Source organism: Rathayibacter sp. Leaf296 (assembly GCF_001423045.1).
Lineage (GTDB): Bacteria > Actinomycetota > Actinomycetes > Actinomycetales > Microbacteriaceae > Rathayibacter > Rathayibacter caricis.
In genome coordinates this window covers 3,390-24,764 of the sequence record NZ_LMNR01000001.1, presented here as the reverse complement: position 1 = coordinate 24,764, position 21,375 = coordinate 3,390, and the positions used below count along the sequence as shown (strand labels likewise).

The window sequence follows — 21,375 nt, the reverse complement described above, 5'->3', positions numbered from 1 at the left end:
CGCAGTGCTTGTGCTATTGTAAGGACATAAGCAGTCCCCCTCGAGGAAGTCGTACACCGTCGTATGAGAAGAGCACGCCCGCGCGCCACCGCCCCTCGCCGAGGCACCCGATGAAGGCGTCCGTCGCCGGAGCCCCCGTCAGCTTCGGGGTGTTCGAGCTGACGCCCGAGGGCGCGGAGGTCGTCGGTCCCGACGAGCTGGTCGACGTGCTCGCCGAGACCGGCTACACCGGCGTCGACCTCGGCCCCGTCGGCTACCTCGGCCGCGGCGCGGAGCTCCGCCACCGCCTCGAGCGCGGCGGGCTCGACCTCGCGGGCGGCTGGATCCAGCTCCCCTTCTCGGACGACGAGGCCTTCACCGCCGCGCTCCCCCAGCTGCACGAGACACTCCGCATCTTCTCGGAGGCCTCCGAGGGCGGGCCCGCGCGACTCCCCCTGCCGACCTTCGCCGACGACGGGTCGGACGCGCGGCGCGCCTCCCCCGGTCGCGGCGCCGAGACCGATCCGCTCGGCGAGGAGCGCTGGTCGACCCTCGTCGCCAACGTCGAGCGCGCCGTCGAGCTGACCCGCGCGGCGGGCTTCGAGCCGACCTTCCACCACCACGCCGGCACGTTCATCGAATCGCCGGAGGAGATCGACCGCTTCCTCGGCGCGGTCGACATCGGCCTCACCCTCGACACCGGCCACCTCTTCATCGCCGGCGGCGACCCCCTGCTCGCCGTCGAGCGCTGGGGCTCGCGGATCAACCACCTGCACCTCAAGGACGTCGACCTGGCCGAGCTGCAGCGCGTCCTCGCCGCGGGCGGAGGGATGCGCGAGGTCTGGTCCTCCGGCTCCTTCGTCGCGTTCGGCCGCGGCGACATCGACCTCTCCGCCGTGATGACCGCGGTCGACCTCCTGGGCTACGACGGCTGGATCGTCGTCGAGCAGGACGTCCTGAACGCGCCGGACGCCGTGATCTCCGAGTTCCGCGACGAGCGCGGCGCCGACCAGCGCGTCAACCGCGACGCTCTGCGCGACTGGGCCTGACCCCTCCTCCCGCCCTCTCCGGGCACCCGACGCCCCTCGGGGCAGCAAGGACAAGTGACGTGACCACGACCCCGCTCCGCTTCGGACTCATCGGCACCGGCCGCATCGGCCAGGTGCACGCCGCGAACATCGCCGCGGATCCCGACGCCTCCCTCTCCTGGGTCTGCGACCCGTTCGTCGACGGCGCGAACGCCGTGTCGGCCCGCTACGGCGGCACCGTGACGACCGACGCGGCCGAGATGTTCGCCTCCGGCGGCATCGACGCCGTGCTGATCGCCTCGCCCACCGCGACCCACGTCGACCTCCTCGAGGCCGCGATCGAGGCCGGCATCCCGGCGCTGTGCGAGAAGCCGATCGACCTCGACATCGCGCGCGTGGACGCCCTGCTGCCCCGCGTCGAGTCCTCCGGCGTGCCCATCGCGCTCGGCTTCAACCGCCGCTTCGACCCCGCTTTCGCCGAGGCGCGGGCGCGCGTGGCGGCCGGCGAGATCGGCGAGCTCGAGCAGCTCTCGATCATCAGCCGCGACCCGGCGGCGCCGCCCGCCGCGTACATCGGAGTGTCGGGCGGCATCTTCCGCGACATGACGATCCACGACTTCGACATGGCCCGCTTCTTCCTCCCCGACATCGTCGAGGTCACCGCCACGGGCACCACGACCTTCGACCCGGGCGCCCGCGAGCACGGCGACTTCGACACCGCGATGGTGACCCTCCGCTCCTCCTCCGGAGCCCTGGTCTCGATCACCAACTCGCGCCACAGCGCCGTCGGCTACGACCAGCGGATCGAGGCGTTCGGCGCGAACGGCTCGCTGCAGGTGTCGAACTCGCTCACGAGCCTCGTCAGCCTCTCGACCGCGTCGAGCGTCGAGGCGAAGCCGCCGTACCAGGACTTCTTCCTGGAGCGGTACTCCGCGGCGTACATCGCCGAGCTGCGCGCGTTCATCCGCCTGGCCCGGGGCGAGGAGTCGACCAGCCCGACGTTCGCCGACGGCCGCGCCGCGCTGATCCTCGCCGACGCGGCGGCCCGCTCGGCCGTCGAGCGCGTCTCCGTCGCCGTCGAGCTCTGAGACCGCGATGACCGTGCGCCTGGCCGCCTCGGCCGAGATGCTCTTCCGCGAGCTGCCCGTCGTCGACCGCGTCCGCCGGCTCCACGAGCTCGGCTTCGAGGTCGAGATCTGGGACTGGTCGACGAAGGACCTGCCCGCCCTCGCCGCCACGGGTGCGACGTTCTCGTCGATGACCGGCTACCTCACCGGCGACCTGATCACGACCGACGGCATCGCGGAGCTGCTGCGCACAGCGGAGCAGTCGCTCGCCGCCGCTGAGACGATCGACTCCCCGCGGCTCAACCTGCACGGCACGGGGCTCGACCCCGACGGCCTGCCGGTGCGCCCCGGGACCGACGTGACGGCCCAGGAGCGGGAGCGGGCGATCGACACCCTGGCCCGGCTCGCCGCGCTGGGCGAGCGCCACGGGCGGGTCTTCACGCTCGAGAACCTCAACCTCGCCGTCGACCACCCGGGCGTGCCGTTCGCCCGCGCCGAGGACACCCTCGCACTCGTCAGTGCCGTCGACAGCCCGGGGCTGCGCTTGAACCTCGACCTGTACCACGCGCAGATCGGCGAGGGGAACCTGATCGAGCTCGTGCGCCGCGCCCTGCCGTGGATCGGCGAGATCCAGGTCGCGGACGTCCCCGGGCGCTGCGAGCCCGGCACGGGCGAGATCCGGTACCCCGCGATCGCGCAGGAGTTGCGCGCGCTGGACTACGACGGCGTCGTGGGCCTGGAGGCGTGGCCGTCGGGCGACTCCGACACGGCGCTGGAGCGCTTCCGCGCGGCGTTCGCCTGACGACGTCTCGGGGTGCGCCTCCCGGGTGCGGGGGGTCTCGATACGCCCCTGCGGGGCTACTCGACCAGCAAGCTCTGCTGATCGAGCAGCCCGCGCAGCGGGCGTCTCGAGATCCACCGGCACGGACAGGCCGGGCGAAGCCTGCTGATCGAGTAGCCCGCGCAGCGGGCGTATCGAGATCCACCGACGACGAGAGGGGGGCGGGGCGCCGAGCGCTCCCGCCCCCCTCTCGTCGTCTCAGAGGTCGTACGTCGTGTCGCCCTCCACGCGCCCGACGCTCTCCCACGCCCGCGCCCGGTCGCTCCGCACCGCCGCCTCGACGATCTCGGCGGCCGACCAGGCGTCGGCCGCCGACGGCGCGAGCTGGCGCCCCTCCAGCACCGAGCGCAGGAAGAGCTGCGCCTCGATCGTCTTGAGGTCGTCGAAGCCCATGCTCGTCCCGGCTCCCGGCTGGAAGCGGGCGAAGTCGCCGAAGCCCGGCTGGGCCATGATCGTGCGGTAGCCGCTCGTGTCGTCGGCGAACTGCAGCTCGTTCAGGCGCTGGAAGTCCCAGCGCAGCGAGCCCTTCGTGCCGTACACCTCGAGCGCGTACTCGGCCCGCGGCCCGATCGCGACGCGGCTCGACTCGAGCACCACCACGGCGCCCGACTCGAAGCGGCCGAGCAGCGCGGCGTAGTCCTCGTTCTCGACGGGACCGGTCGCCCCGCCCTCCTCGCCCTTGCTGAAGTGCCCGGCCGCGCCGGAGCCGGGCAGCGGCCGCTCGCGGATGAACGTCTCGGTCAGCCCCGTGACGGAGTCGATGCGCCCGGCGACGAACTGCGCGAGGTCGGCTCCGTGCGACAGCAGATCGCCCAGCACGCCGGAGCCCGCCCGCTCGCGGACGAACCGCCAGGTCAGAGCGCCGAGCGGATCGGCGGAGTAGTCGGCGAGCAGGCTCACCCGGACGTTGGTCACGGTCCCGATCGCGCCGGAGCGCACGAGCTCGCGGGCGCGCGCGACGGCGGGCGCGTGGCGGTAGTTGAAGCCCACCGAGGTGACGACGCCGGCCGCGGAGGCGGCGCGCGCGATGTCGGACGACTCCGCGGCGGAGCGCCCCATCGGCTTCTCGATCCAGAACGGCTTGCCCGCCGCGGCGGCGGCGAGCGCCACCTCGCGGTGCAGGAAATTGGGGGCGCAGATCGACACCACGTCGACCTCGGGATCGGCCAGCACCTCGCGGTAGTCCGCGGTGGTGCGGTGGTAGCCGAGGACCTCCTCGGCGCTGCGGCGGACTCCTGCGTCGGTGTCGGCGGCCGAGACCAGCTCCACGGTGGCGGACAGTTCGGGATAGTGGTCTCGGACGGCGCGGTACGCCCGCGAATGCAGGCGCCCCATCCATCCCAACGAGACCAGGCCTACTCCGATGCGGGGCGATGAGGACACGATGCTCCTGACGTATTCGACTCTGAACACCCCCATCGTAGCTCAATGACAGAATGTATTGACATGAATGATCCCCTCGCTCATACTCGACCCGACACCGACGTCACCCCGGACCGTCCCGCGCGACGCGATCCGAACCGAAGGGACTTTTCAATGAAGAAGCGATTCCTCGCCGGCCTCGGCCTGGCGGCGGCCACCGGAGTGCTCCTCGCCGGCTGCACCGGTACGGGCCAGGAGACCGCGGCCACCACGACGGAGGGCGGCGACCTCACCTACGCCGTCGTCACCCACTCCGGACCCGGCGATGCCTTCTGGGACCGCGTGAAGTCCGGCGCCGAGGCGGCCGGAGCCGACTACTCCGCCACCGTCACCTACAACTCCGACCCCGACCCCGCGAAGCAGTCGCAGCTCATCGACAACGCGGTCGCGCAGGACGTCGACGGGATCGTCGTCTCGATGGCCAACCCCGACGGTGTCCGCGACAGCGTCGAGAAGGCCGTCGCGGCGGGCATCCCCGTCGTCACGATCAACTCCGGCATCGAGCGCTCGGCCGAGTTCGGCGCCCTCACCCACATAGGCCAGAGCGAGACCGTGGCCGGAGAGGCCGTCGGCACGCGACTCGCCGACGCCGGCCTCACCAACGCGCTCTGCGTCATCCAGGAGGCGGGCAACGTCGGCCTCGAGGAGCGGTGCAAGGCCGCCGCGAGCACCTTCGGCGGCACGATGACGAACCTGCAGGTCGACGGCACGAACGACGCCGAGGTCAAGGCGACGATCAAGTCGAAGCTGCAGGCCGACCCGTCCATCGACGGAGTGCTGACCCTCGGCGGCCAGTACGCCATCGACGCGGTCGGTGCGGTCGAGGAGTCGGGCAGCACCGCGCAGATCGGCACCTTCGACCTCTCGGAGGACGTCGTCTCGGCGGTCGAGGCCGGCAGCGTCCTCTTCGCGGTCGACCAGCAGCCCTACGTCCAGGGCTTCCTGGGCGTGACCGCGCTCGAGCTCTACGCGACCAACGGCAACATCATCGGCGGTGGCCAGCCCGTCTACTCCGGACCGGCCTTCGTCACCGAGGACAACGCGGCCGAGGTCGCGGAGTTCGCCGCGAACGGCACCCGCTAGAGCCCGACCCGCTCCAGACCCCCACGGGGGCCGGTGCGCCCCGCGCCCGGCCCCCCGCTCGTCCCACGAATCAGGAGTCCCCGTTGACGACGACAGACATCGTGACGATCGCGACGAGGCCCCGCCTCGAGCGGCGTCCCATCCGCAAGATCCTCGCCAGGCCCGAGACCGGCGCCTTCGTCGCGGCCCTCGCCGTGCTGGTGTTCTTCTCCCTCTACACCCCGCAGTTCCTGAGCCTCGCCGGAGCCGGCGTCTGGCTCGAGTCGGCCTCCACCTTCGGCATCATGGCCGTCGCCGTGGCCGTGCTCATGATCGGCGGCGAGTTCGACCTCTCGGCCGGTGTCATGACCGGGTTCTCGGCGCTGATCGTCGGCATCCTGACCACCCACTACGGGCTGAGCATCTGGGTCGCCGTCCTCGTCTCGCTCGTCGTCTGCCTCGGCGTCGGCGCGCTCAACGGCGTCCTCGTGATGAAGACCGGGCTCCCCAGCTTCATCGTGACCCTCGGCACCTTCTTCGCCCTCGCGGGCATCGACCTCGCGGTCACCAAGCTCATCACCGGGCAGGTCGCGATCCAGGGCATGACCCAGGTCCCCGCGTACGACTCGATCCAGCCGCTCTTCGGCGCCTCCCTCCAGATCGGCAACGGCACGTTCTACATCTCGGTGCTCTGGTGGTTCGTCGTGACCGCGGTGGCCACCTGGCTCCTGCTGCGCACCCGCGCCGGCAACTGGGTGTTCGCCGTCGGCGGCGCCCTCAACTCCTCGCGCCAGGTCGGCGTGCCCGTGTTCAAGACCAAGATCGGCCTGTTCATGGGAACGGCCGGAGCCGCGTGGCTGGTCGGCATGATCTCGCTCTTCCGCACCTCGACGGTGCAGGCGAACACCGGCGTCGGCCAGGAGTTCATCTACATCATCTGCGCGGTCGTCGGCGGCTGCCTCATGACCGGCGGCTACGGCTCCGCGATCGGCGCCGCCCTCGGCGCGCTGATCTACGGCATGGTCTTCCAGGGCATCACCTTCGCCCAGTGGGACACCAACTGGCTCCGGACGGTCCTCGGCGGCATGCTGCTCGCCGCGGTCCTCCTGAACAACTTCGTCCGCACACGAGCAGGAGGCGGGCGATGAGCACCGACACCGCAGGACCCTCGACCGGGCGACCGGCCACCCCGAAGACCCCGGTCGGCACGACCATCGTCGAGGTCAGGGACATCGGCAAGAGCTACGGAGCCGTCAACGCGCTCGCGGGGGTGTCGACCACCGTGAACGCGGGGCAGGTCACCTGCGTGCTCGGCGACAACGGCGCGGGCAAGTCGACCTTCATCAAGATGCTGGCCGGCGCCCACACGCCCAGCGAGGGCACGCTGCTGCTCGACGGCGAGCCGATCACCTTCACCTCTCCGCGCGCGGCCCTCTCGGCCGGCATCGCGACGGTCTACCAGGACCTCGCGGTCGTGCCGCTCATGCCGGTCTGGCGGAACTTCTTCCTCGGCTCCGAGCTGACGACGGGCGTCGGTCCGTTCCGCCGCCTCGATGTGAAGGCGATGAAGCAGATCACCTTCGACGAGCTCGCCCGCATGGGCATCGACCTCCGCGACGTCGACCAGCCCATCGGGACCCTCTCGGGCGGCGAGCGCCAGTGCGTCGCGATCGCCCGCGCCGTCCACTTCGGCGCCCGCGTGCTGATCCTCGACGAGCCGACCGCCGCGCTCGGCGTGAAGCAGTCCGGCGTCGTGCTGAAGTACATCGCCCGCTCGCGCGACGAGGGCCTCGGAGTGGTGTTCATCACCCACAACCCGCACCACGCGTACCCGGTCGGCGACCGCTTCCTCCTCCTGAACCGCGGCACGAGCCTCGGCAACTTCGAGAAGAGCGAGATCTCGCTGGCGGAGCTCACCGGCCTGATGGCCGGCGGCGCCGAGCTCGACTCGCTGGCGCACGAGCTGCAGCGCGAGATGCCGGACTCCCCGGTGGCTCGCGAGGTCGCCGCCGAGGCCGGGGTGGCCACGACGCCCGCGGGTCCGCCCCGGGCCTGACGAACCACCCCTCCGCGATCCGTCGCGATCCGCTCCCCTCCCTGCCCGGGAGGAGCGGATCGCGGCGGATCGTTCTCGTGCGGGCGGCGGGCGCTGTTGGCGGAAGGACGTCGGCGCGCGGCTGCGGGGTGCGGGCTGCGGGGTGCGGGGTGCGGGGTGCGGGGTGCAGAACATCTTCTGAGGAGGGGGTCTGATGGCTGACAGCCGAGAGACCCCCTCCTCAGCTGATGGTGCGCAGCGGAGATGCGCGGCAGAGCCGTGCTCCAGGGCCCGCGCCCGCCATGACAGCCCCGACCGCCGTGGGCCGGGCGCGACGGATCGGCGACACCGACCCGCCCATCCGTCACCAACGACCGGTCGAACCGCTCCGCAACGACCGATCCCGCCGGATCAGCGGGCACACTCACGGAGACGACCCTTAGCGACGAATCGACGGCACCGGCGCACCCATCCGTCGCGAACGGCCCGCCGCACCGCCCGGTAGCGGCCACCCGCGCCGGATCAGCGGGCCGCTCGAGGGGCGTCCGGGATCGCGAGGAACAGAGCGAGGGCGCGGAGCAGGTCACCGACCTCGCCCGCGTGGCCTGCAGGAGACCCGACGCGCGAACCGCAGCAGCGGTCTCCGCGGGCCGGCCGGAGCACGGGCGACGAGGCGGCCTGTGATATCCCTGGGGCATGATCCTCGTTGCCAACGCCCTCCACGTCGTCCAGGACCTCTCCGACGCTCAGCGGTCGGAAGGGCCGGCCGATCTCGTGCTCGACGGAGGCTCGGTGCATGCCGTCCTGCCCGCGGGCACTGTCGACCCGACCGGGCACGAGGTGATCGACGCGACCGGCTGCGTCGTGACCCCCGGCCTCGTCAACGCTCACCACCACCTGTTCCAGAGCGCGTTCCGCACGCTGCCCGGGACGCGCGGGGTGCTCATGCGCGACTGGCTCCCGACGATGGCCTCGTCGTACGCCGCGATCGGCGTCGATCCCGAGACCGCGTCCGCCGCCGCTCGGGTCGGACTCGCCGAGAGCCTGCTCGACGGAGTCACCACGGTGGCCGACCACCATCTGACCTGGCCCCGCGGTGTCGACGACGTCGGACTCGCTCGCGCCGTCGCCCTCGCGGCGACCGAGCTGGGGGCCCGCCTCGTCTTCGTCCGCGGGAGCGCGGGAGACGATCCCGAGACGGCCGCGGAGTCGGCCGAGCACCTCCTCGACGCGCTGCTGCCCGAGCACGTCGGCGGGGTGTCGCTCGACGGCATGCTGCAGCTCTGCGTCGGCCCGGCCGGGGTGCACAGCGACTCCCCCGAGACCTTCGCGATGCTGCGCGCGGTGGCTCAGCGGCACGGGCTGCGCCGGAGGACCCAGGCGAACGAGCAGGTCGACGTCGCGATCGCCCTGGAGCGCTTCGGGCGACGCCCCCTCGAGCTGCTGGCGGAGTGGGGCTGGCTCGAGCCCGACGTGACGCTGGCGCACCTGTGCTCCGTCACGGAGGACGAGGTCGCCCTGCTCGCCGAGCGCGGGGTCACCGCCACCCACGCTCCCGGATGCGACCTGCCGATGGGCTGGGGCGTCGCTCCCGTGGCCGCGCTGCGGGATGCGGGCGTGCGGGTCGGTCTGGGGACGAGCGGCGGAGGGAGCAACGATGCCGGTCACCTGCTCGCCGACGCTCGCCTCGCGATGCAGGTCTCGCCGATGGCGGGTCGCCCTCTGGCCGCTCGGGAGCTGCTCGACGCGGCCACCGCGGGGTCGGCGGACGGGCTCGGACGCTCCGAACTCGGCCGGCTGACCCGCGGCAGCGCCGCCGATCTGGCGATCTGGGACGTCGCCGGTGTCGCGGACGCGGGTATCGACGACACCGTCGCCGGTCTGCTCTGGGCGTCACCCGGTCGCCGTCCGCGGGACGTCGTCGTGCAGGGGCGGCGCGTCGTCGCCGACGGCCGCCTCGTCACGGCCGACGAGCGAACCGTCGCGGCCGACCTGAGCCGCCACCTCCGGCTCCGCCGGAGCCGGTGACCGCGGCGGGCCGTCTCCTCAGAGCTCGAGGGTGAGCGACGGGCCGCAGGCGCGGGAGACGCAGATCATCATGCTGAAGGAGTCCTCCTGCTCCTCCGGCGAGAGCACGGAGTCGCGGTGGTCGACCTCGCCCTCGACGACCGGCACCTCGCAGGTGCCGCAGGTGCCGACGCGACAGCTGGCCACCGCCACGACTCCGCTGTCCTCGACGACCTCGAGGATGCTCCGCTCAGGCGGGACCTCGAGCGTCAGCCCCGACAGCATCAGCTCGACGTGGAAGGGTTCGGATCTCACCGGGGGGCCGAGGGTGCGCGCCTCGAAGCGCTCGACGTGCAGCGCGCCGCGGGGCCACGCCTGCACGGCGTCCTCGAGCGCCTCGAGCAGTCGCGCCGGTCCGCACGCGTAGATCACCGTCGACGAATCGGGCTCGGCGAGGAGCGACTCGAGGTCGAGACGCGTCCCCTCGTCGCCCACGTGCAGCGAGACGTGAGAGCCGAACTCGTCGACCAGCTCCTCGGCGAACGCCATCCTCGCCCGCGTGCGGCCGGCGTAGGCGAGGTGGAAGTCGTTGCCGGCGGTGCGGGCCGAGACGAGCATCGAGCGGATCGGCGTGATGCCGATGCCGCCCGCGACGAAGAGGTACCGCTTGCCCGGGTACGGCGCGAACGAGAAGTGGTTGCGCGGACCGCGCACGCGCAGCGCGGTGCCCTCGAGCGCCGCATCGTGCAGGTGCGCCGACACTCCGCTCTCACGGAGCACCCCGATGCGCCAGGTGGAGCGGTCGGCGGGGTCCGAGCACAGCGAGTACTGGCGCTCGCGGCCGTCGGGGAGCACGACATCGATGTGGGCGCCGGGCGACCAGTTCGGCAGCGGGCGGCCGTCGGGCCGGGCCAGCTCGAACAGGACGACGGCGGAGGCGACATCGATCCGGGTCCGGACGACGACGTCGATCGTCGCGCCTGCGCCGCTCACGAGGTCGTCCCGCCGTGGAGCACGCGCCCCGGATTCTCCTTGACGAGGAGGAGCCGGTACGGCGCACCGTCCTCGGACCTCCAGCGGTGCCGGGCTCCGCTCCGGGTGTAGGCCGAGTCGCCGACCGCGAGGATCGTCGGGGGCTCCCCGTCGATCTCGTAGCGGACACTTCCGCTCAGCACCGTGATGAACTCGTCCTCGGCGTGGGCGTGGAAGCGACCGTCCGTCGTGGTGTCGCCCTCGAGCTCCAGGACCTGGAAGCGGTGCGGGCCCTCCACCAGCATCCGTGCAGTGCCCTCGCCGAATCGTCCGCTCACTCCGGCGCGGGCTCGGACGATCGAGGAGGCGGGAGCGTGCGTCCCGGCGCCCGCCTCCTCCGGATCGTCGACGAGCAGCTCGACAGCGCTGGATCCGAGGGCGAGCGCGATCCGCTCGAGACTCGACATGCTCGGGCGGGCGAGTCCCCGTTCGACCTGGCTGAGGAACGGATGCGACAGGTCGGCGCGCTCGGCGAGCTGCACGAGGGTGAGTCCGCGCGCGCGCCGGAGGGCACGGATCCGGCTTCCGGGCCGGCTGACGGGGGGCGTCTCGGCGTCGGGGGCCTCGGCGACGCGCGCGTCGGGAGCCGAGACCTCCTCGACGACGTCGGTGATGGGCGCCATGACGGTCCTCCAGAGCGAGTTAGGACGGGCGAGCAGAGGCTACACGGTCGGATCCAAGGGGACCGCCGAGTCGTTACACGACCGAAACACGGTGATACGCGTTCGAAACGACGGGCCCCTACCGTCGTCATTGTTGATGTGATCAACATTTCACCACACTCGGACGGAGACCGCATGAGCAGCACGCCCCCTTCGGCGCCGACCGCGCTGCGCAACGCCCTCCTCACCGACGGGCGGCACGTCGACGTGCACCTCGACGGCGCTCTCGTGAGTCGGACCGTCGCCTCCTCCGGCCGCCCCCTCGCCGTCGGCGAGCTCGACCTCGACGGCCGGCTCCTGATCCCTGCACCGGCGGAGCCGCACGCGCATCTCGACAAGGCGCTGACGTTCGACACGATCCGCCCCCCGCAGGGCGACCTCCGCCTCGCGATCGGCAGCTGGCGGGAGTACGCCTCCACGGCCACCGTCGACGACATCGCCCACCGGGCCCGGGCGGCGGCACTGCGAATGCTCGCGAACGGCACGACCGCGATCCGCAGCCACGTCGACGTCCTGCCGGGCCCCGAGCCGATGCGCGGGATCGAGGCCCTGGTCCGGGTTCGCGCCGAGCTGGCAGGGCTCGTCGACCTCGAGCTCGTGGTCCTGGCCGGCCCCGAGGTGCCGGACGACGCGGTCGACGCGGCCCTGGATGCGGGCGTCGATCTCGTCGGCGGCGCCCCGCACCTGGCCGCCGACCCGATCGCCGACCTCCGCCGCCTCCTGCTCGTCGCCCGGAGGCGAGGCGTGGGCACCGATCTGCACACCGACGAGGGACTGGGCGGTGCGCTGACCCTCGCCGAGTACGCCCGCCTCGTCCACGACTGGACGGTCGTCACCAGCGCAGGCCACTGCGTCCGGCTGGGCACCCTCGAGCCCTCGCACCTCGCCGAGGTCGTCGACGACGTCGTCGCGAGCGGCATCGGCGTCATCAGCCTTCCGATCACGAACCTCTACCTTCAGGGCTGGGACCACCCCGTCTCGACGCCGCGCGGCCTCACCGCCCTGCGCGCCCTCCTGGACGCCGGGGCCCTGGTGGCCGCCGGCGCCGACAACGTGCGCGATCCCTTCAACCCCGTCGGGCGCTGCGACGCCCTCGAGACCGCGTCGCTCCTGGTCACCGCCGGCCACCTGACGCTGGAGGAGTCGCTGGCCGCCGTGACCAGCGGAGCGCGGGAGGTCCTCGGCCTGCCGCCCGCAGGGCCCGTCGCCGGACTCCGGGCCGACCTCCTCGCCATCCGAGCCGACAGTCTCGGCGAGGCGATCGCGTTCGCCCCCGCCGATCGGATCGTCGTCCGCGCAGGCCGGGTCGTCGCCACGACCGCGACGACCACCACTCTCGCCGCACCGTCCCCCCTCGAGTACGGAGTCCCCGCATGACCATCACCACCCCGCCCGCCCCGACGACACGGACCGACGAGCTGCTGAACTTCTCGGACGTCGCGATGCAGTTCGCGAACGGCACCGTCGCGTTGTCGGGTGTCGACCTCACCGTGTCGCGTGGCGAGTTCGTCACCGTCGTCGGCCCCTCGGGCTGCGGCAAGAGCACCCTGCTCCGGATCGCCTCCGGCCTCGAGACCGTGTCGCACGGAACCGCCGAGGTGTCCACCGACCGGATCGGCTACGTGTTCCAGGACGCGACCCTCCTGCCCTGGCGCGACGTGCGGAGCAACGTCGAGCTCCTCGCGGAACTGAACAAGCAGCCGCGGGACGTCCGGCGGGCGAAGGCGCAGGAGACGATCGACCTCGTCGGACTCGGCGGCTTCGAGCAGCACCTGCCCAAGCAGCTCTCCGGCGGCATGAAGATGCGCGCCTCCCTGGCGCGCTCGCTCACCCTCGACCCCGAGCTCTTCCTCTTCGACGAGCCGTTCGGCGCCCTCGACGAGATCACTCGCGAACGCCTGAACGACGAGCTCCTCCGCCTCTTCGCCGAGAGGCAGTTCGCCGGCCTCTTCATCACGCACTCGGTGGCCGAGGCGGTCTACCTGTCCACGAAGGTCGTGGTCATGTCCGGTCGGCCCGGCAGCATCGTCGACACCTTCGAGGTGCCCTTCGACATGCCGCGCGACCCCGACATCCGCTACATCCCGGAGTTCGGCGAACTCGTCGGCCGGGTCAGCCACGCACTTCGAGAGGGACACTCATGAGCACCGGAACGCTCCGCCCGTCGACCGCGGTCGACACCGCCACCGGCCTCCTGGCGACCTCCCCCCGCCGCCGGCGACCCGGCCGCAGCCTCGCCCTCGCGCTCCCTCCGCTCGCCGTCTTCGCGGCGATCCTCGTCGCCTGGTATCTCGCGAGCAGCGCCCTCGGGAGCCGCGGCTTCCTGCTGCCCGCACCGCACCGCATCTTCACCGAGGGGTTCTTCGACCCGCAGGCGTCGGGCGACATCCTCACCGCCCTCGGCAACACCACGCTCGTCGCGCTGACCGGGCTCTCGATCGCGATCGTGCTCGGCGTCGCCTGGGCGGTCGCGATGTCGCAGGCGAAGTGGATCGAGCGCTCCCTCTTCCCCTACGCGGTGATCCTGCAGTGCATCCCGATCCTCGCGCTCGTGCCGCTGATCGGATTCTGGTTCGGCTTCGACTTCCCCGCGCGCACGATCGTCTGCGTCCTCATCTCCCTGTTCCCCATGGTCTCGAACACGCTCTTCGGCCTCCAGTCGGTCGACCGCAGCCAGCGCGAGCTGTTCGCCCTCCAGCGGGCCGGACGATGGACGCTCCTCACCAAGCTGCTCCTGCCCGCCTCCCTCCCGGCGATCTTCGCGGGGATGCGCATCTCGGCGGGGCTCGCCGTCGTCGGCGCGATCGTGGGCGACTTCTTCTTCCGGCGCGGCACCCCCGGCCTCGGCGCCCTGATGAACGTCTACACCTCGCGACTGCAGTCGCCGCAGCTGTTCGCCGCCGTGCTGACCGCCGCACTGCTGGGCATCGCGATCTTCCTCCTCTTCGGCTGGCTCACCCGTGCCGTCGTCGGCCGCTGGTACGAGACCTCCTCCTGACCCCTCCCGCTCTTCCACTCCCGACCACTCAGCGAAAGTCCGAGAACACCCATGACCCGCAGAAGCCTCCGCGCCATCGCCCTCACCGGCGCCGTCGCCTCGCTCGCCGCCCTCACCGCGTGCAGCGGCAGCGGCGCCGCCGACCCCTCGGCGACGCGCGACCTCGAGATCGGAGCGGTCGACCTCGCCGCGGCCGGCTGCCCCGCCACCGTCGTCGTGCAGACCGACTGGAACCCCGAGGCCGAGCACGGCCACCTCTACGAGATGATCGGCGAGGGCCACACCGTCGACACCGGCCTCAAGTCGGTCACCGGTCCGTTGATGGCCTCGGGCGAGTACACCGGCGTCGATCTGGAAGTGCGCGCCGGCGGACCCGCCATCGGATTCAGCTCCGTCAATTCCCAGATGTACTCCGACGAGTCCATCACGATGGGCTACGTTTCGACGGACTTCGCCGTGCAGAACGCGGACACCACTCCGGTGACCGCCGTCTTCGCACCGCTGGACAAGTGGCCGGTGATGGTCATGTGGGACCCGGAGACCTACCCGGAAGTCGCCGACATCGAGGACCTGTCCCGACAGGTCGCCGACAACGGCGGCGCCTGGCGCTACTTCGCCGGGAACGCCTACATGGCCTACCTGCAGGCGTCGGGGCAGATCGCCGATGAGTCGATCCTCGACGACAGCTACGACGGCACTCCCGCCAACTTCGTGGCCGACGGAGGCAAGTCGGTCCAGCAGGGCTTCGCCTCGGCCGAGCCCTACATCTACGAGAACGAGGTCGCGGACTGGTCGAAGCCCGTCGACTACATGCTGATCGACGACGCCGGATGGAAGAGCTACGCGGCTGCCATGTCGGTGCGCAGCGACGACCTCGAGGAGCTCAGCGGCTGCCTCACCGAGCTGGTGCCCGTGCTCCAGCAGGCCGAGGTCGACTACTTCGCCGACCCGACCGCGGCGAACGACCTGATCCTCGATCTCGTCGAGCAGTACGACACCGGCTGGACCTACTCCGAGGGCGTCGCCGACTACGCCACGCAGACGCTGCTCGGCGACTCCCTCGTCAGCAACGGCACCAACGACACCCTCGGCGACTTCGACGACGAGCGGATGAGCACCTTCTTCGACTTGGCGAAGGACGTCTACACGGGCGTCGGAACCGATGTCCCGTCCGATCTGACGGTCGACTCGATCTACACGAACGAGTTCATCGACCCCGCCATCGGCCTGCAGTAGCAGCCCCGACCCTCCCCGAACGAAGGAACCCTGAGATGACTCAGATGATCGATGCCCCCGTGGTCGCTCTCGAGGCCGAGCTCCGCGAACTCCTCGGCCCCCGCGGTGTGAGCACAGAGCCGCGGGTGCGAGAACGCGCCAGTGTCGATGGTGCGTGGATGTCGCCCATCCTGGCCGCCCAGCTTCCGCTCGGACTCGCCGACCTCGTCGCCTTCCCGACGACGGCGGAGGACATCGCCGCGGTGGTCGGCGCCGCGACCCGCCACGGCGTCGTCGTCACCCCTCGCGGCAAGGGCACCGGCAACTACGGCCAGGCGATCCCGCTGCAGGGCGGCCTCGTCCTGGACACGAGCCGCGCACGGGCGATCGTCGAAGTCGGTGAGGGCGTGGTGACAGCCGAGGCGGGCGCGACGATGGTCTCCCTCGAGCAGGCCGCCTGGGCGACCGGACAGGCGCTGTGGATGTACCCCTCCACCGCGCAGTCCAGCATCGGCGGCTTCCTCGCCGGAGGATCCGGAGGCACTGGGACCATCGAGCACGGGGCGAACCACGCGGGATTCGTCGTCGCTCTCGACGTCGTGCACGCGGACGGATCGGGTGAGCTCCTCCACGTCGAGGGCGAGGCCGCTCAGGCGTACGTCCACAACTACGGCACCGTCGGCATCATCGCGCGAGCCACCGTCCGCCTGGAGCCGTTGCGCGACTGGCGCGCGCTCTACGCCAGCTTCCCGGACTTCTCCGGGGCGTTGGAGATCCTCCGCCGACTCGGATCACTGACTCCGCCCCCGCGGCTCGTCTCGGCCGACAACCCCGTGATCTCGTCCGCCCTGCCGGCCGACCCGGCCATCCCGGTCGGCCGGACGAGTCTGCGCGCCCTGGTGTCCGCCGACCAGCTCGACACCGTCCGCGAGATCGTGGAGGGGGCGGGCGGAGTCGTCGAGGACGTCCGTGAGGGCCAGCCCGCGAGCATCAAGGTCAGCATGCTCAGCTACAACCACCCGATCGAGTGGCTGCAGAGATCGATGCCGGAGCCGTGGTTCCACGTCGAGGTCGGCGGCCACGCGCTCGTCGAGCGGATCGACGAGGTGGAGGCGGTCTTCTCCGGCGGCCTCCTGCACATCGAGGCCGGGCACGTCGTCCCGATCGGCATGCTCGCGGCCCGCTACTCCTCGGAGGAGGAGGTGATGGCCGGAATCGAGCGACTCGGCGAGCTCGGCGTCGGCGTGCACAACCCGCACCAGTGGAACGTCGACTTCGAGCTCGAACGGACCATCGAGCTGGCCCGCACGACGGACCCCCTGGGGCTCCTCAACCCGGGCAAGCTCAACCCGGACTACACGGGTCCGCGGAAGGGAGCGATCCGATGAGCCGTCGATTCCACGAGCTCCCCGGGAGCGACATCGCCACGACGCTGACGGCCGAGTCGGTCCTCGTCGTGCCGATCGGAGCGATCGAGCACCACGGCCCGCATCTGCCCCTGCACACGGACACCCTGATCGCCGAGTCGGTCGCCACGCAGGCCGTCGACCGCGCAGCGGCGTCCGGCGTGGACACCTGGATCCTCCCGACCCTCTCGATCGCGAAGTCGGACGAGCACCACTGGGCGCCGGGCACCCTCTGGTTGCGAGCCGAGACCGTGCTGGACACGATCGTCGACCTCGGGAACTCGCTGACCACCACTCCCGCCACCACGCTGGTGTTCGTCAACGGCCACGGAGGGAACGGCGCCCTGCTGCAGATGGCGAACAGGGAGCTGCGCCGGCGCTTCGGGCTGAGGACCTTCTCGATGGCCGCGGGCCGGACCGAGGCCGGAGACGGTCGCGAGGGTCGCCCGGACGAGAAGGGTCTCGGGATCCACGCGGGCTACGGGGAGACCTCGGTCGTGATGCACCTGCGACCGGATCTCGTCCACCCCGAGCGCTTCGCGAGGAACGTGCCCGAGCACATCGCCGACTACCAGCACATCGGCTTCAACGGGACCCCCGTGAGCTTCGGCTGGCTGAGCGACGACTTCGGACCGACAGGGGTCGTCGGAGACCCGACGGGAGCGACCGGCGAGGTCGGCGCCCTGCTGTTCGAGGAGAAGGTGGCCTTCGTCGCCTCGGCGCTCGAGGAGATCAGCCGGTTCCGCTACCGCTGACCAGGGCCGGCGTCAGACGCGGCCGAGGGTGACGATGTCCTCCAGGAACTCCGCGGCGACCTGCGGAGACACCGTCGCCCGCGTCGAGGCGATCGCCGCCGCGTAGTCGTCGGTCGACGGGCCGGAGTCGTCGGCGCCCGAGTAGACCGCCGACTCCAGGGCCGTCTGCGACGCCTTGCGCGCCGCGTACTCGATGTCGGCCGGCGAGAAGCCCTCGGTGCGCTCGACGAGCACGTCGACGTCGACGACCGCGGCGGCCGGGATGTAGCGCGCCCAGATGGCGCGGCGGGCCTCGGCGTCGGGCAGGCCGATCGGGATCACGTAGTCGAAGCGGCCGTGGCGCAGGAACGCGGAGTCGATCGCGCGGATGAAGTTCGTGGCGCAGATCAGCAGCCGGTCGGGCTGCTCGCGGAAGGACGGGATCAGCTTCAGCAGCTCGTTCGTCACGCCCTGCGTCGGCGAGGGCGGCTCGCCCTGCCGGTGCGAGGCGATCTCCTCGACCTCGTCGAGGAACACGACCGCGCGCTCGAGTCCGGCGATCGCCTCGAAGGTCTGGCGGAGGCCGCCCGCGAGACCGGCCGGATCGGCGGCGAGACGCGAGGGGAACACCTCCACGAACGACCACTCCAGGCGCGACGCGATGGCCTTCGCGAAGGTGGTCTTGCCGGTGCCGGGCGGGCCGAAGAGGACCACGGAGCGCGGCGGAGCGACTCCGTAGCGCTCGGCGAGACCCGGGCGCGCGAGGGGCATCACCAGTCGTCGCTCCAGCAACTCCTTCTCGGCGGTCATGCCGCCGACCGCGTCCCACAGGCCGCGCGGCAGCACGCGGCCGCCGAGCTCGGCGAGCAGCCGCAGCTCCTCCCCCTGCACCGGCACGCGCCGCTCGAAGTAGTGCAGGTTCTGCCCCACCTCGAAGCCCTGGCGGAGGAACGCGCCGACGCGGGTCTCGGCCGCGGGCATCAGCGCCGACAGCTTCGAGATGCCGGCGGGCGCCATCCGCGATTCGAGCGCCGCGAGCAGAGCGGAGCCGATCCCGCGGCCGCGGTGCTCGGGCGCGGTCGCGAGGAACACGACCCAGCCCTGGGCATGTGCAGCGCGGCCGACCGCGGCCCCCACCACCCGGTCGTCGACCAGGGCGACGACGGCGTGGTCCTTCGCGCACGACGCCAGCACCTCGGCGAGGTTGTAGACGGGCCGGGCCTCGGAGGCGTTCACCTGCTCCCAGAGGCGCAGCACGCCGTCGACGTCGTCGGAGTGGTGGTCGCGGATCCGCCAGCCGGTCACGCGGCACTCACCGGCAGTCGGTCGCGGTCGTAGGTGATCGTGGTGTAGCCGTGCGGAGCGGGCCGCCCGTCATCGCCGAGGCTCACGAACACGAGGCGCTCGATCACCAGGATGCTGCGCCGGGTGATCATGTTGCGCACCTCCGCTCGCATCGTCAGCGAGGTCCGGCCGAAGGACGTGGCGCGCAGGCCCATCTCGATCAGGTCGCCCAGCACGGCGGAGGAGACGAAGTCGATCTCGGAGATGTACTTCGTCACGGCGCGCGGGTTGCCGAGCTGGAGGATCGCGTAGATCGCGGCCTCCTCGTCGATCCAGCGCAGCAGGCTGCCGCCGAAGAGGCTGCCGTGCGCGTTCAAGTCCTCCGGACGCACCCAGCGGCGCGAGCGGAAGGTGACTCCCTCGTCCTCCTGACCGGGCACGACGGCTCAGATCACCGGGAGCAGGATGTCCCGCACGAGCGCGTCGAGCTGCGCGTCCGCGTCCAGGAACTGGCGGAGGGTCCGACGGGTCGCTCCGAACGAGTCGAACTCGTCGATGGTCATGCCGTCCTCGAGGTAGGCGCGGCGGAACTCGGGGAGGCGCTCGAGCAGCGTCGCGAGGATCTGCGGCGGCACCGGGACGTCGATGCGGTCGGGCTCGGCCTCGATCCCGTTCTCGTTGATGAGCAGCTGCCACTCGAAGGGCGGCGAGACCACGAGGTCGCCGCCGACCAGCTCCGACCACTGCAGGTGGTTGCGGAACGCGGCCGACAGGATGCGGGAGCGGTAGCCGCGCTCCTGGAAGATCCGGTACGCCTCCTTCAGCGCGGCGACGCCGCCCCACTCGAGGTAGCCGGGGTCGAGCAGCAGGCGGTCGGCGGCGGCCGAGGCCTTCAGCCAGTCGTCCAGGCGCCCGCCCATGATCGTGACGACGCTGCCGAACTCGCGCTCGGGCTCGCCGTCGGCGGCGCGGGCGTCGAGACCCCGCTCGATCGCCTCGGCGACGGCGACCGCCTGCGGGACGGTGAACGAGACGGTCGCGTTGATGCTCACTCCGCGGCGGGTCGCCTTCTCGATGGCCTCGATGCCGACCTTCGTCGCGGGGATCTTCACGATGATGTTCTCGGCGAGGTGCGAGAAGTGCACGGCCTGCTCGACGAGGGCGTCGGCGTCGCGGTGCAGGCGCGGGTCGGTCTGCACCGAGAGCCGGCCGTTGCGGCCGCCGCTCTCGCGGAAGGCGGGGAGGAGCAGCTCGGCCGCCTGGACCGACATCTCCTCGATCGCGAGCCAGCCCAGGGCGCTCTCGCCCAGGGTGGGGTGCTCGGCGGCCAGCTCGGCCAGGCGCGGGCCCCAGACGTCGAGGTTCTTCCGGATGGTCGTGTAGGCGATGACCGGATTGCAGGTCGCGCCGACGGCGCCGAAGCCGATCGACCGGGAGAGCTCCGAGAGGTCCGCCGAGTCGTTCCAGAGACTCGTCGGACTCGCCTGCGCCGCCCGGGCGAGCGGGGTGCTGGTGTCGCTGGTGGTCCGGACGGTGCTCATGGAGTCTCTCTCTCGACGGGGCAGGAGGACCAGAGCGGGGCGTCTTCGTCCTTATGTCCTAACATACTGTCTTTCTGATGCTGAGGCCACCCGACAAAGGGCCGATATGTCAGTATGGGGAGCCGACGAGCGAGAGCGGAGACCATGCCTCAGGACGAGCAGATGCTGCCCCCCGACTTCTTCCTCGGGCTCGACCGCTCCGGTCCGGTCCCGCTCTACTACCAGGTGTCGAACCTCCTCGAGAAGGCGATCCTCGACGAGACGCTGCCGGCCGGCGCCCGCCTCGAGAACGAGGTGGCGCTCAGCGCCCGCCTCGGCCTCTCGCGCCCGACCATCCGCCGCGCGATCCAGGAGCTGGTCGACAAGGGCCTGCTCGTGCGCCGCCGCGGCATCGGCACGCAGGTCGTCCACGGCCGGGTCACCCGCAACGTCGAGCTGACCAGCCTCTACGAGGACCTCGAGCGCACGGGGCAGAAGCCCGAGACGACGCTCCTCTCCTTGTCCGTCGAGGGCGCCGACGAGAAGGCGGCCGAGGCGCTCGGCGTCGCGCCCGGCAGCCCGACCCTGCACCTCAAGCGCGTGCGCTCGGCCGATGGAGTGCCGCTCGCGATCCTCGACAACGTGCTGCCCGAGGCCTTCGTCGACCTCGACGAGGAGTCGCTCGCGCGCCACGGGCTCTACCAGCTGCTGCGCGGCCGCGGAGTCACGATGCGCGTCGCGAAGCAGCGGATCGGCGCGCGCTCGGCCACCGCCTCCGAGAGCCGCCTGCTCGACCTGCCCAAGGGCGCGGCCGTGCTGACCATGGGGCGCACGGCGTTCGACAGCTCGGGCCGCGCCGTCGAGTACGGCCAGCACTGCTACCGCCCGGACCTGTACTCGTTCGAGATCACGCTCGTCGAGCGCTGACCCGGGGTCTGCCCGTCGCGATCGACCGTCTGCAGAAAGCGGCTCCGAGCAGGACGCTTCTCGTGGCAGCAGCCCCCCGCTTGGTGATCGAGTAGCCCGCGCAGCGGGCGTATCGAGATCCACCAGCTCCAGAAGACCTGACCGAGAGACCGATCT

The 21,375-nt window shown here is 71.6% G+C and carries 20 protein-coding genes; 14 read left to right on the top strand and 6 right to left on the bottom strand.

The features are described 5' to 3' along the window. The first annotated feature begins 110 nt into the window (after positions 1–110). Genes ASF46_RS00110 through ASF46_RS00100 form a run of 3 tightly spaced genes read left to right on the top strand, consistent with a single transcriptional unit; the run spans position 111 to position 2,876 of the window. The gene (locus ASF46_RS00110; RefSeq protein ID WP_056865914.1) at positions 111–1,028 is read left to right on the top strand and encodes a sugar phosphate isomerase/epimerase family protein; all 918 of its coding nucleotides are present in this window, start codon (positions 111–113) and stop codon (positions 1,026–1,028) included. Positions 1,029–1,087: 59 nt separating this feature from the next. After that, complete coding sequence (gene iolG, locus ASF46_RS00105) at positions 1,088–2,095, top strand: inositol 2-dehydrogenase (RefSeq protein ID WP_056865913.1); 1,008 nt, start codon at positions 1,088–1,090, stop codon at positions 2,093–2,095. Positions 2,096–2,102: 7 nt separating this feature from the next. After that, complete coding sequence (locus ASF46_RS00100) at positions 2,103–2,876, top strand: TIM barrel protein (RefSeq protein WP_056865912.1); 774 nt, start codon at positions 2,103–2,105, stop codon at positions 2,874–2,876. 237 nt (positions 2,877–3,113) lie between these two features. On the opposite strand, the gene ASF46_RS00095 is transcribed toward ASF46_RS00100, so the two are convergent. Beyond that, the gene (locus ASF46_RS00095; protein ID WP_235576809.1) at positions 3,114–4,298 is read right to left on the bottom strand and encodes a Gfo/Idh/MocA family protein; all 1,185 of its coding nucleotides are present in this window, start codon (positions 4,296–4,298) and stop codon (positions 3,114–3,116) included. A 153-nt stretch (positions 4,299–4,451) separates the two neighbouring features. Here ASF46_RS00095 and ASF46_RS00090 point away from each other — a divergent pair, with 153 nt between their 5' ends. From ASF46_RS00090 to ASF46_RS00075, 4 genes are all read left to right on the top strand, one after another. Then, positions 4,452–5,420 carry a sugar ABC transporter substrate-binding protein gene (locus ASF46_RS00090; protein ID WP_056865910.1) on the top strand — a complete coding sequence of 323 codons (969 nt, stop codon included), beginning with the start codon at positions 4,452–4,454 and terminating at the stop codon, positions 5,418–5,420. 83 nt (positions 5,421–5,503) lie between these two features. After that, complete coding sequence (locus ASF46_RS00085) at positions 5,504–6,547, top strand: ABC transporter permease (RefSeq protein ID WP_056865909.1); 1,044 nt, start codon at positions 5,504–5,506, stop codon at positions 6,545–6,547. Continuing rightward, the gene (locus ASF46_RS00080; protein ID WP_056865908.1) at positions 6,544–7,455 is read left to right on the top strand and encodes an ATP-binding cassette domain-containing protein; all 912 of its coding nucleotides are present in this window, start codon (positions 6,544–6,546) and stop codon (positions 7,453–7,455) included. The genes ASF46_RS00085 and ASF46_RS00080 overlap by 4 nt, the downstream gene beginning before the upstream one ends. Before the next feature lie 675 nt (positions 7,456–8,130). After that, positions 8,131–9,462, top strand: a complete 1,332-nt coding sequence (locus ASF46_RS00075; RefSeq protein WP_056865907.1) for an amidohydrolase family protein — start codon at positions 8,131–8,133, stop codon at positions 9,460–9,462. 18 nt (positions 9,463–9,480) lie between these two features. Here ASF46_RS00075 and ASF46_RS00070 read toward each other — a convergent pair whose 3' ends face one another. Further along, positions 9,481–10,434 carry a PDR/VanB family oxidoreductase gene (locus ASF46_RS00070; RefSeq protein WP_056865906.1) on the bottom strand — a complete coding sequence of 318 codons (954 nt, stop codon included), beginning with the start codon at positions 10,432–10,434 and terminating at the stop codon, positions 9,481–9,483. Then, positions 10,431–11,096 carry a helix-turn-helix domain-containing protein gene (locus tag ASF46_RS00065; protein WP_082485060.1) on the bottom strand — a complete coding sequence of 222 codons (666 nt, stop codon included), beginning with the start codon at positions 11,094–11,096 and terminating at the stop codon, positions 10,431–10,433. Before ASF46_RS00065 ends, ASF46_RS00070 begins: the two co-directional genes overlap by 4 nt. A 174-nt stretch (positions 11,097–11,270) precedes the next feature. Here ASF46_RS00065 and ASF46_RS00060 point away from each other — a divergent pair, with 174 nt between their 5' ends. From ASF46_RS00060 to ASF46_RS00035, 6 genes are all read left to right on the top strand, one after another. Beyond that, positions 11,271–12,512 carry an amidohydrolase family protein gene (locus tag ASF46_RS00060; RefSeq protein WP_056865905.1) on the top strand — a complete coding sequence of 414 codons (1,242 nt, stop codon included), beginning with the start codon at positions 11,271–11,273 and terminating at the stop codon, positions 12,510–12,512. After that, the gene (locus tag ASF46_RS00055) at positions 12,509–13,279 is read left to right on the top strand and encodes an ABC transporter ATP-binding protein (RefSeq protein WP_056865904.1); all 771 of its coding nucleotides are present in this window, start codon (positions 12,509–12,511) and stop codon (positions 13,277–13,279) included. The genes ASF46_RS00060 and ASF46_RS00055 overlap by 4 nt, the downstream gene beginning before the upstream one ends. Further along, a complete protein-coding gene (locus ASF46_RS00050; protein ID WP_056865903.1) occupies positions 13,276–14,133 on the top strand; it encodes an ABC transporter permease in 858 nt (285 codons plus the stop codon). Before ASF46_RS00055 ends, ASF46_RS00050 begins: the two co-directional genes overlap by 4 nt. 51 nt (positions 14,134–14,184) lie before the next feature. Then, positions 14,185–15,369: a hypothetical protein gene (locus ASF46_RS00045; RefSeq protein ID WP_056865902.1), complete on the top strand. Its 1,185-nt coding sequence runs from the start codon at positions 14,185–14,187 to the stop codon at positions 15,367–15,369. Between the two features lie 158 nt (positions 15,370–15,527). Then, entirely contained in the window at positions 15,528–16,736 is a 1,209-nt protein-coding gene (locus tag ASF46_RS00040; RefSeq protein WP_235576808.1) for an FAD-binding oxidoreductase, read from the top strand. Next, a complete protein-coding gene (locus ASF46_RS00035; RefSeq protein WP_056865900.1) occupies positions 16,733–17,509 on the top strand; it encodes a creatininase family protein in 777 nt (258 codons plus the stop codon). Before ASF46_RS00040 ends, ASF46_RS00035 begins: the two co-directional genes overlap by 4 nt. A gap of 12 nt (positions 17,510–17,521) precedes the next feature. Here ASF46_RS00035 and ASF46_RS00030 read toward each other — a convergent pair whose 3' ends face one another. From ASF46_RS00030 to ASF46_RS00020, 3 genes are read right to left on the bottom strand one after another with little or no spacing between them, the layout of a single operon-like run. Beyond that, a complete protein-coding gene (locus ASF46_RS00030) occupies positions 17,522–18,793 on the bottom strand; it encodes an ATP-binding protein (protein WP_056865899.1) in 1,272 nt (423 codons plus the stop codon). Further along, positions 18,790–19,212 carry an acyl-CoA thioesterase gene (locus ASF46_RS00025; RefSeq protein ID WP_056865898.1) on the bottom strand — a complete coding sequence of 141 codons (423 nt, stop codon included), beginning with the start codon at positions 19,210–19,212 and terminating at the stop codon, positions 18,790–18,792. The genes ASF46_RS00030 and ASF46_RS00025 overlap by 4 nt, the downstream gene beginning before the upstream one ends. Positions 19,213–19,218: 6 nt before the next feature. Then, positions 19,219–20,313, bottom strand: coding sequence for a transaldolase family protein (locus ASF46_RS00020; RefSeq protein ID WP_056865897.1), 1,095 nt, complete (start codon positions 20,311–20,313; stop codon positions 19,219–19,221). Between the two features lie 144 nt (positions 20,314–20,457). On the opposite strand from ASF46_RS00020, the gene ASF46_RS00015 reads away from it, so the two are divergent. Then, positions 20,458–21,219 carry a GntR family transcriptional regulator gene (locus ASF46_RS00015; RefSeq protein ID WP_056865896.1) on the top strand — a complete coding sequence of 254 codons (762 nt, stop codon included), beginning with the start codon at positions 20,458–20,460 and terminating at the stop codon, positions 21,217–21,219. Positions 21,220–21,375: the final 156 nt, after the last annotated feature.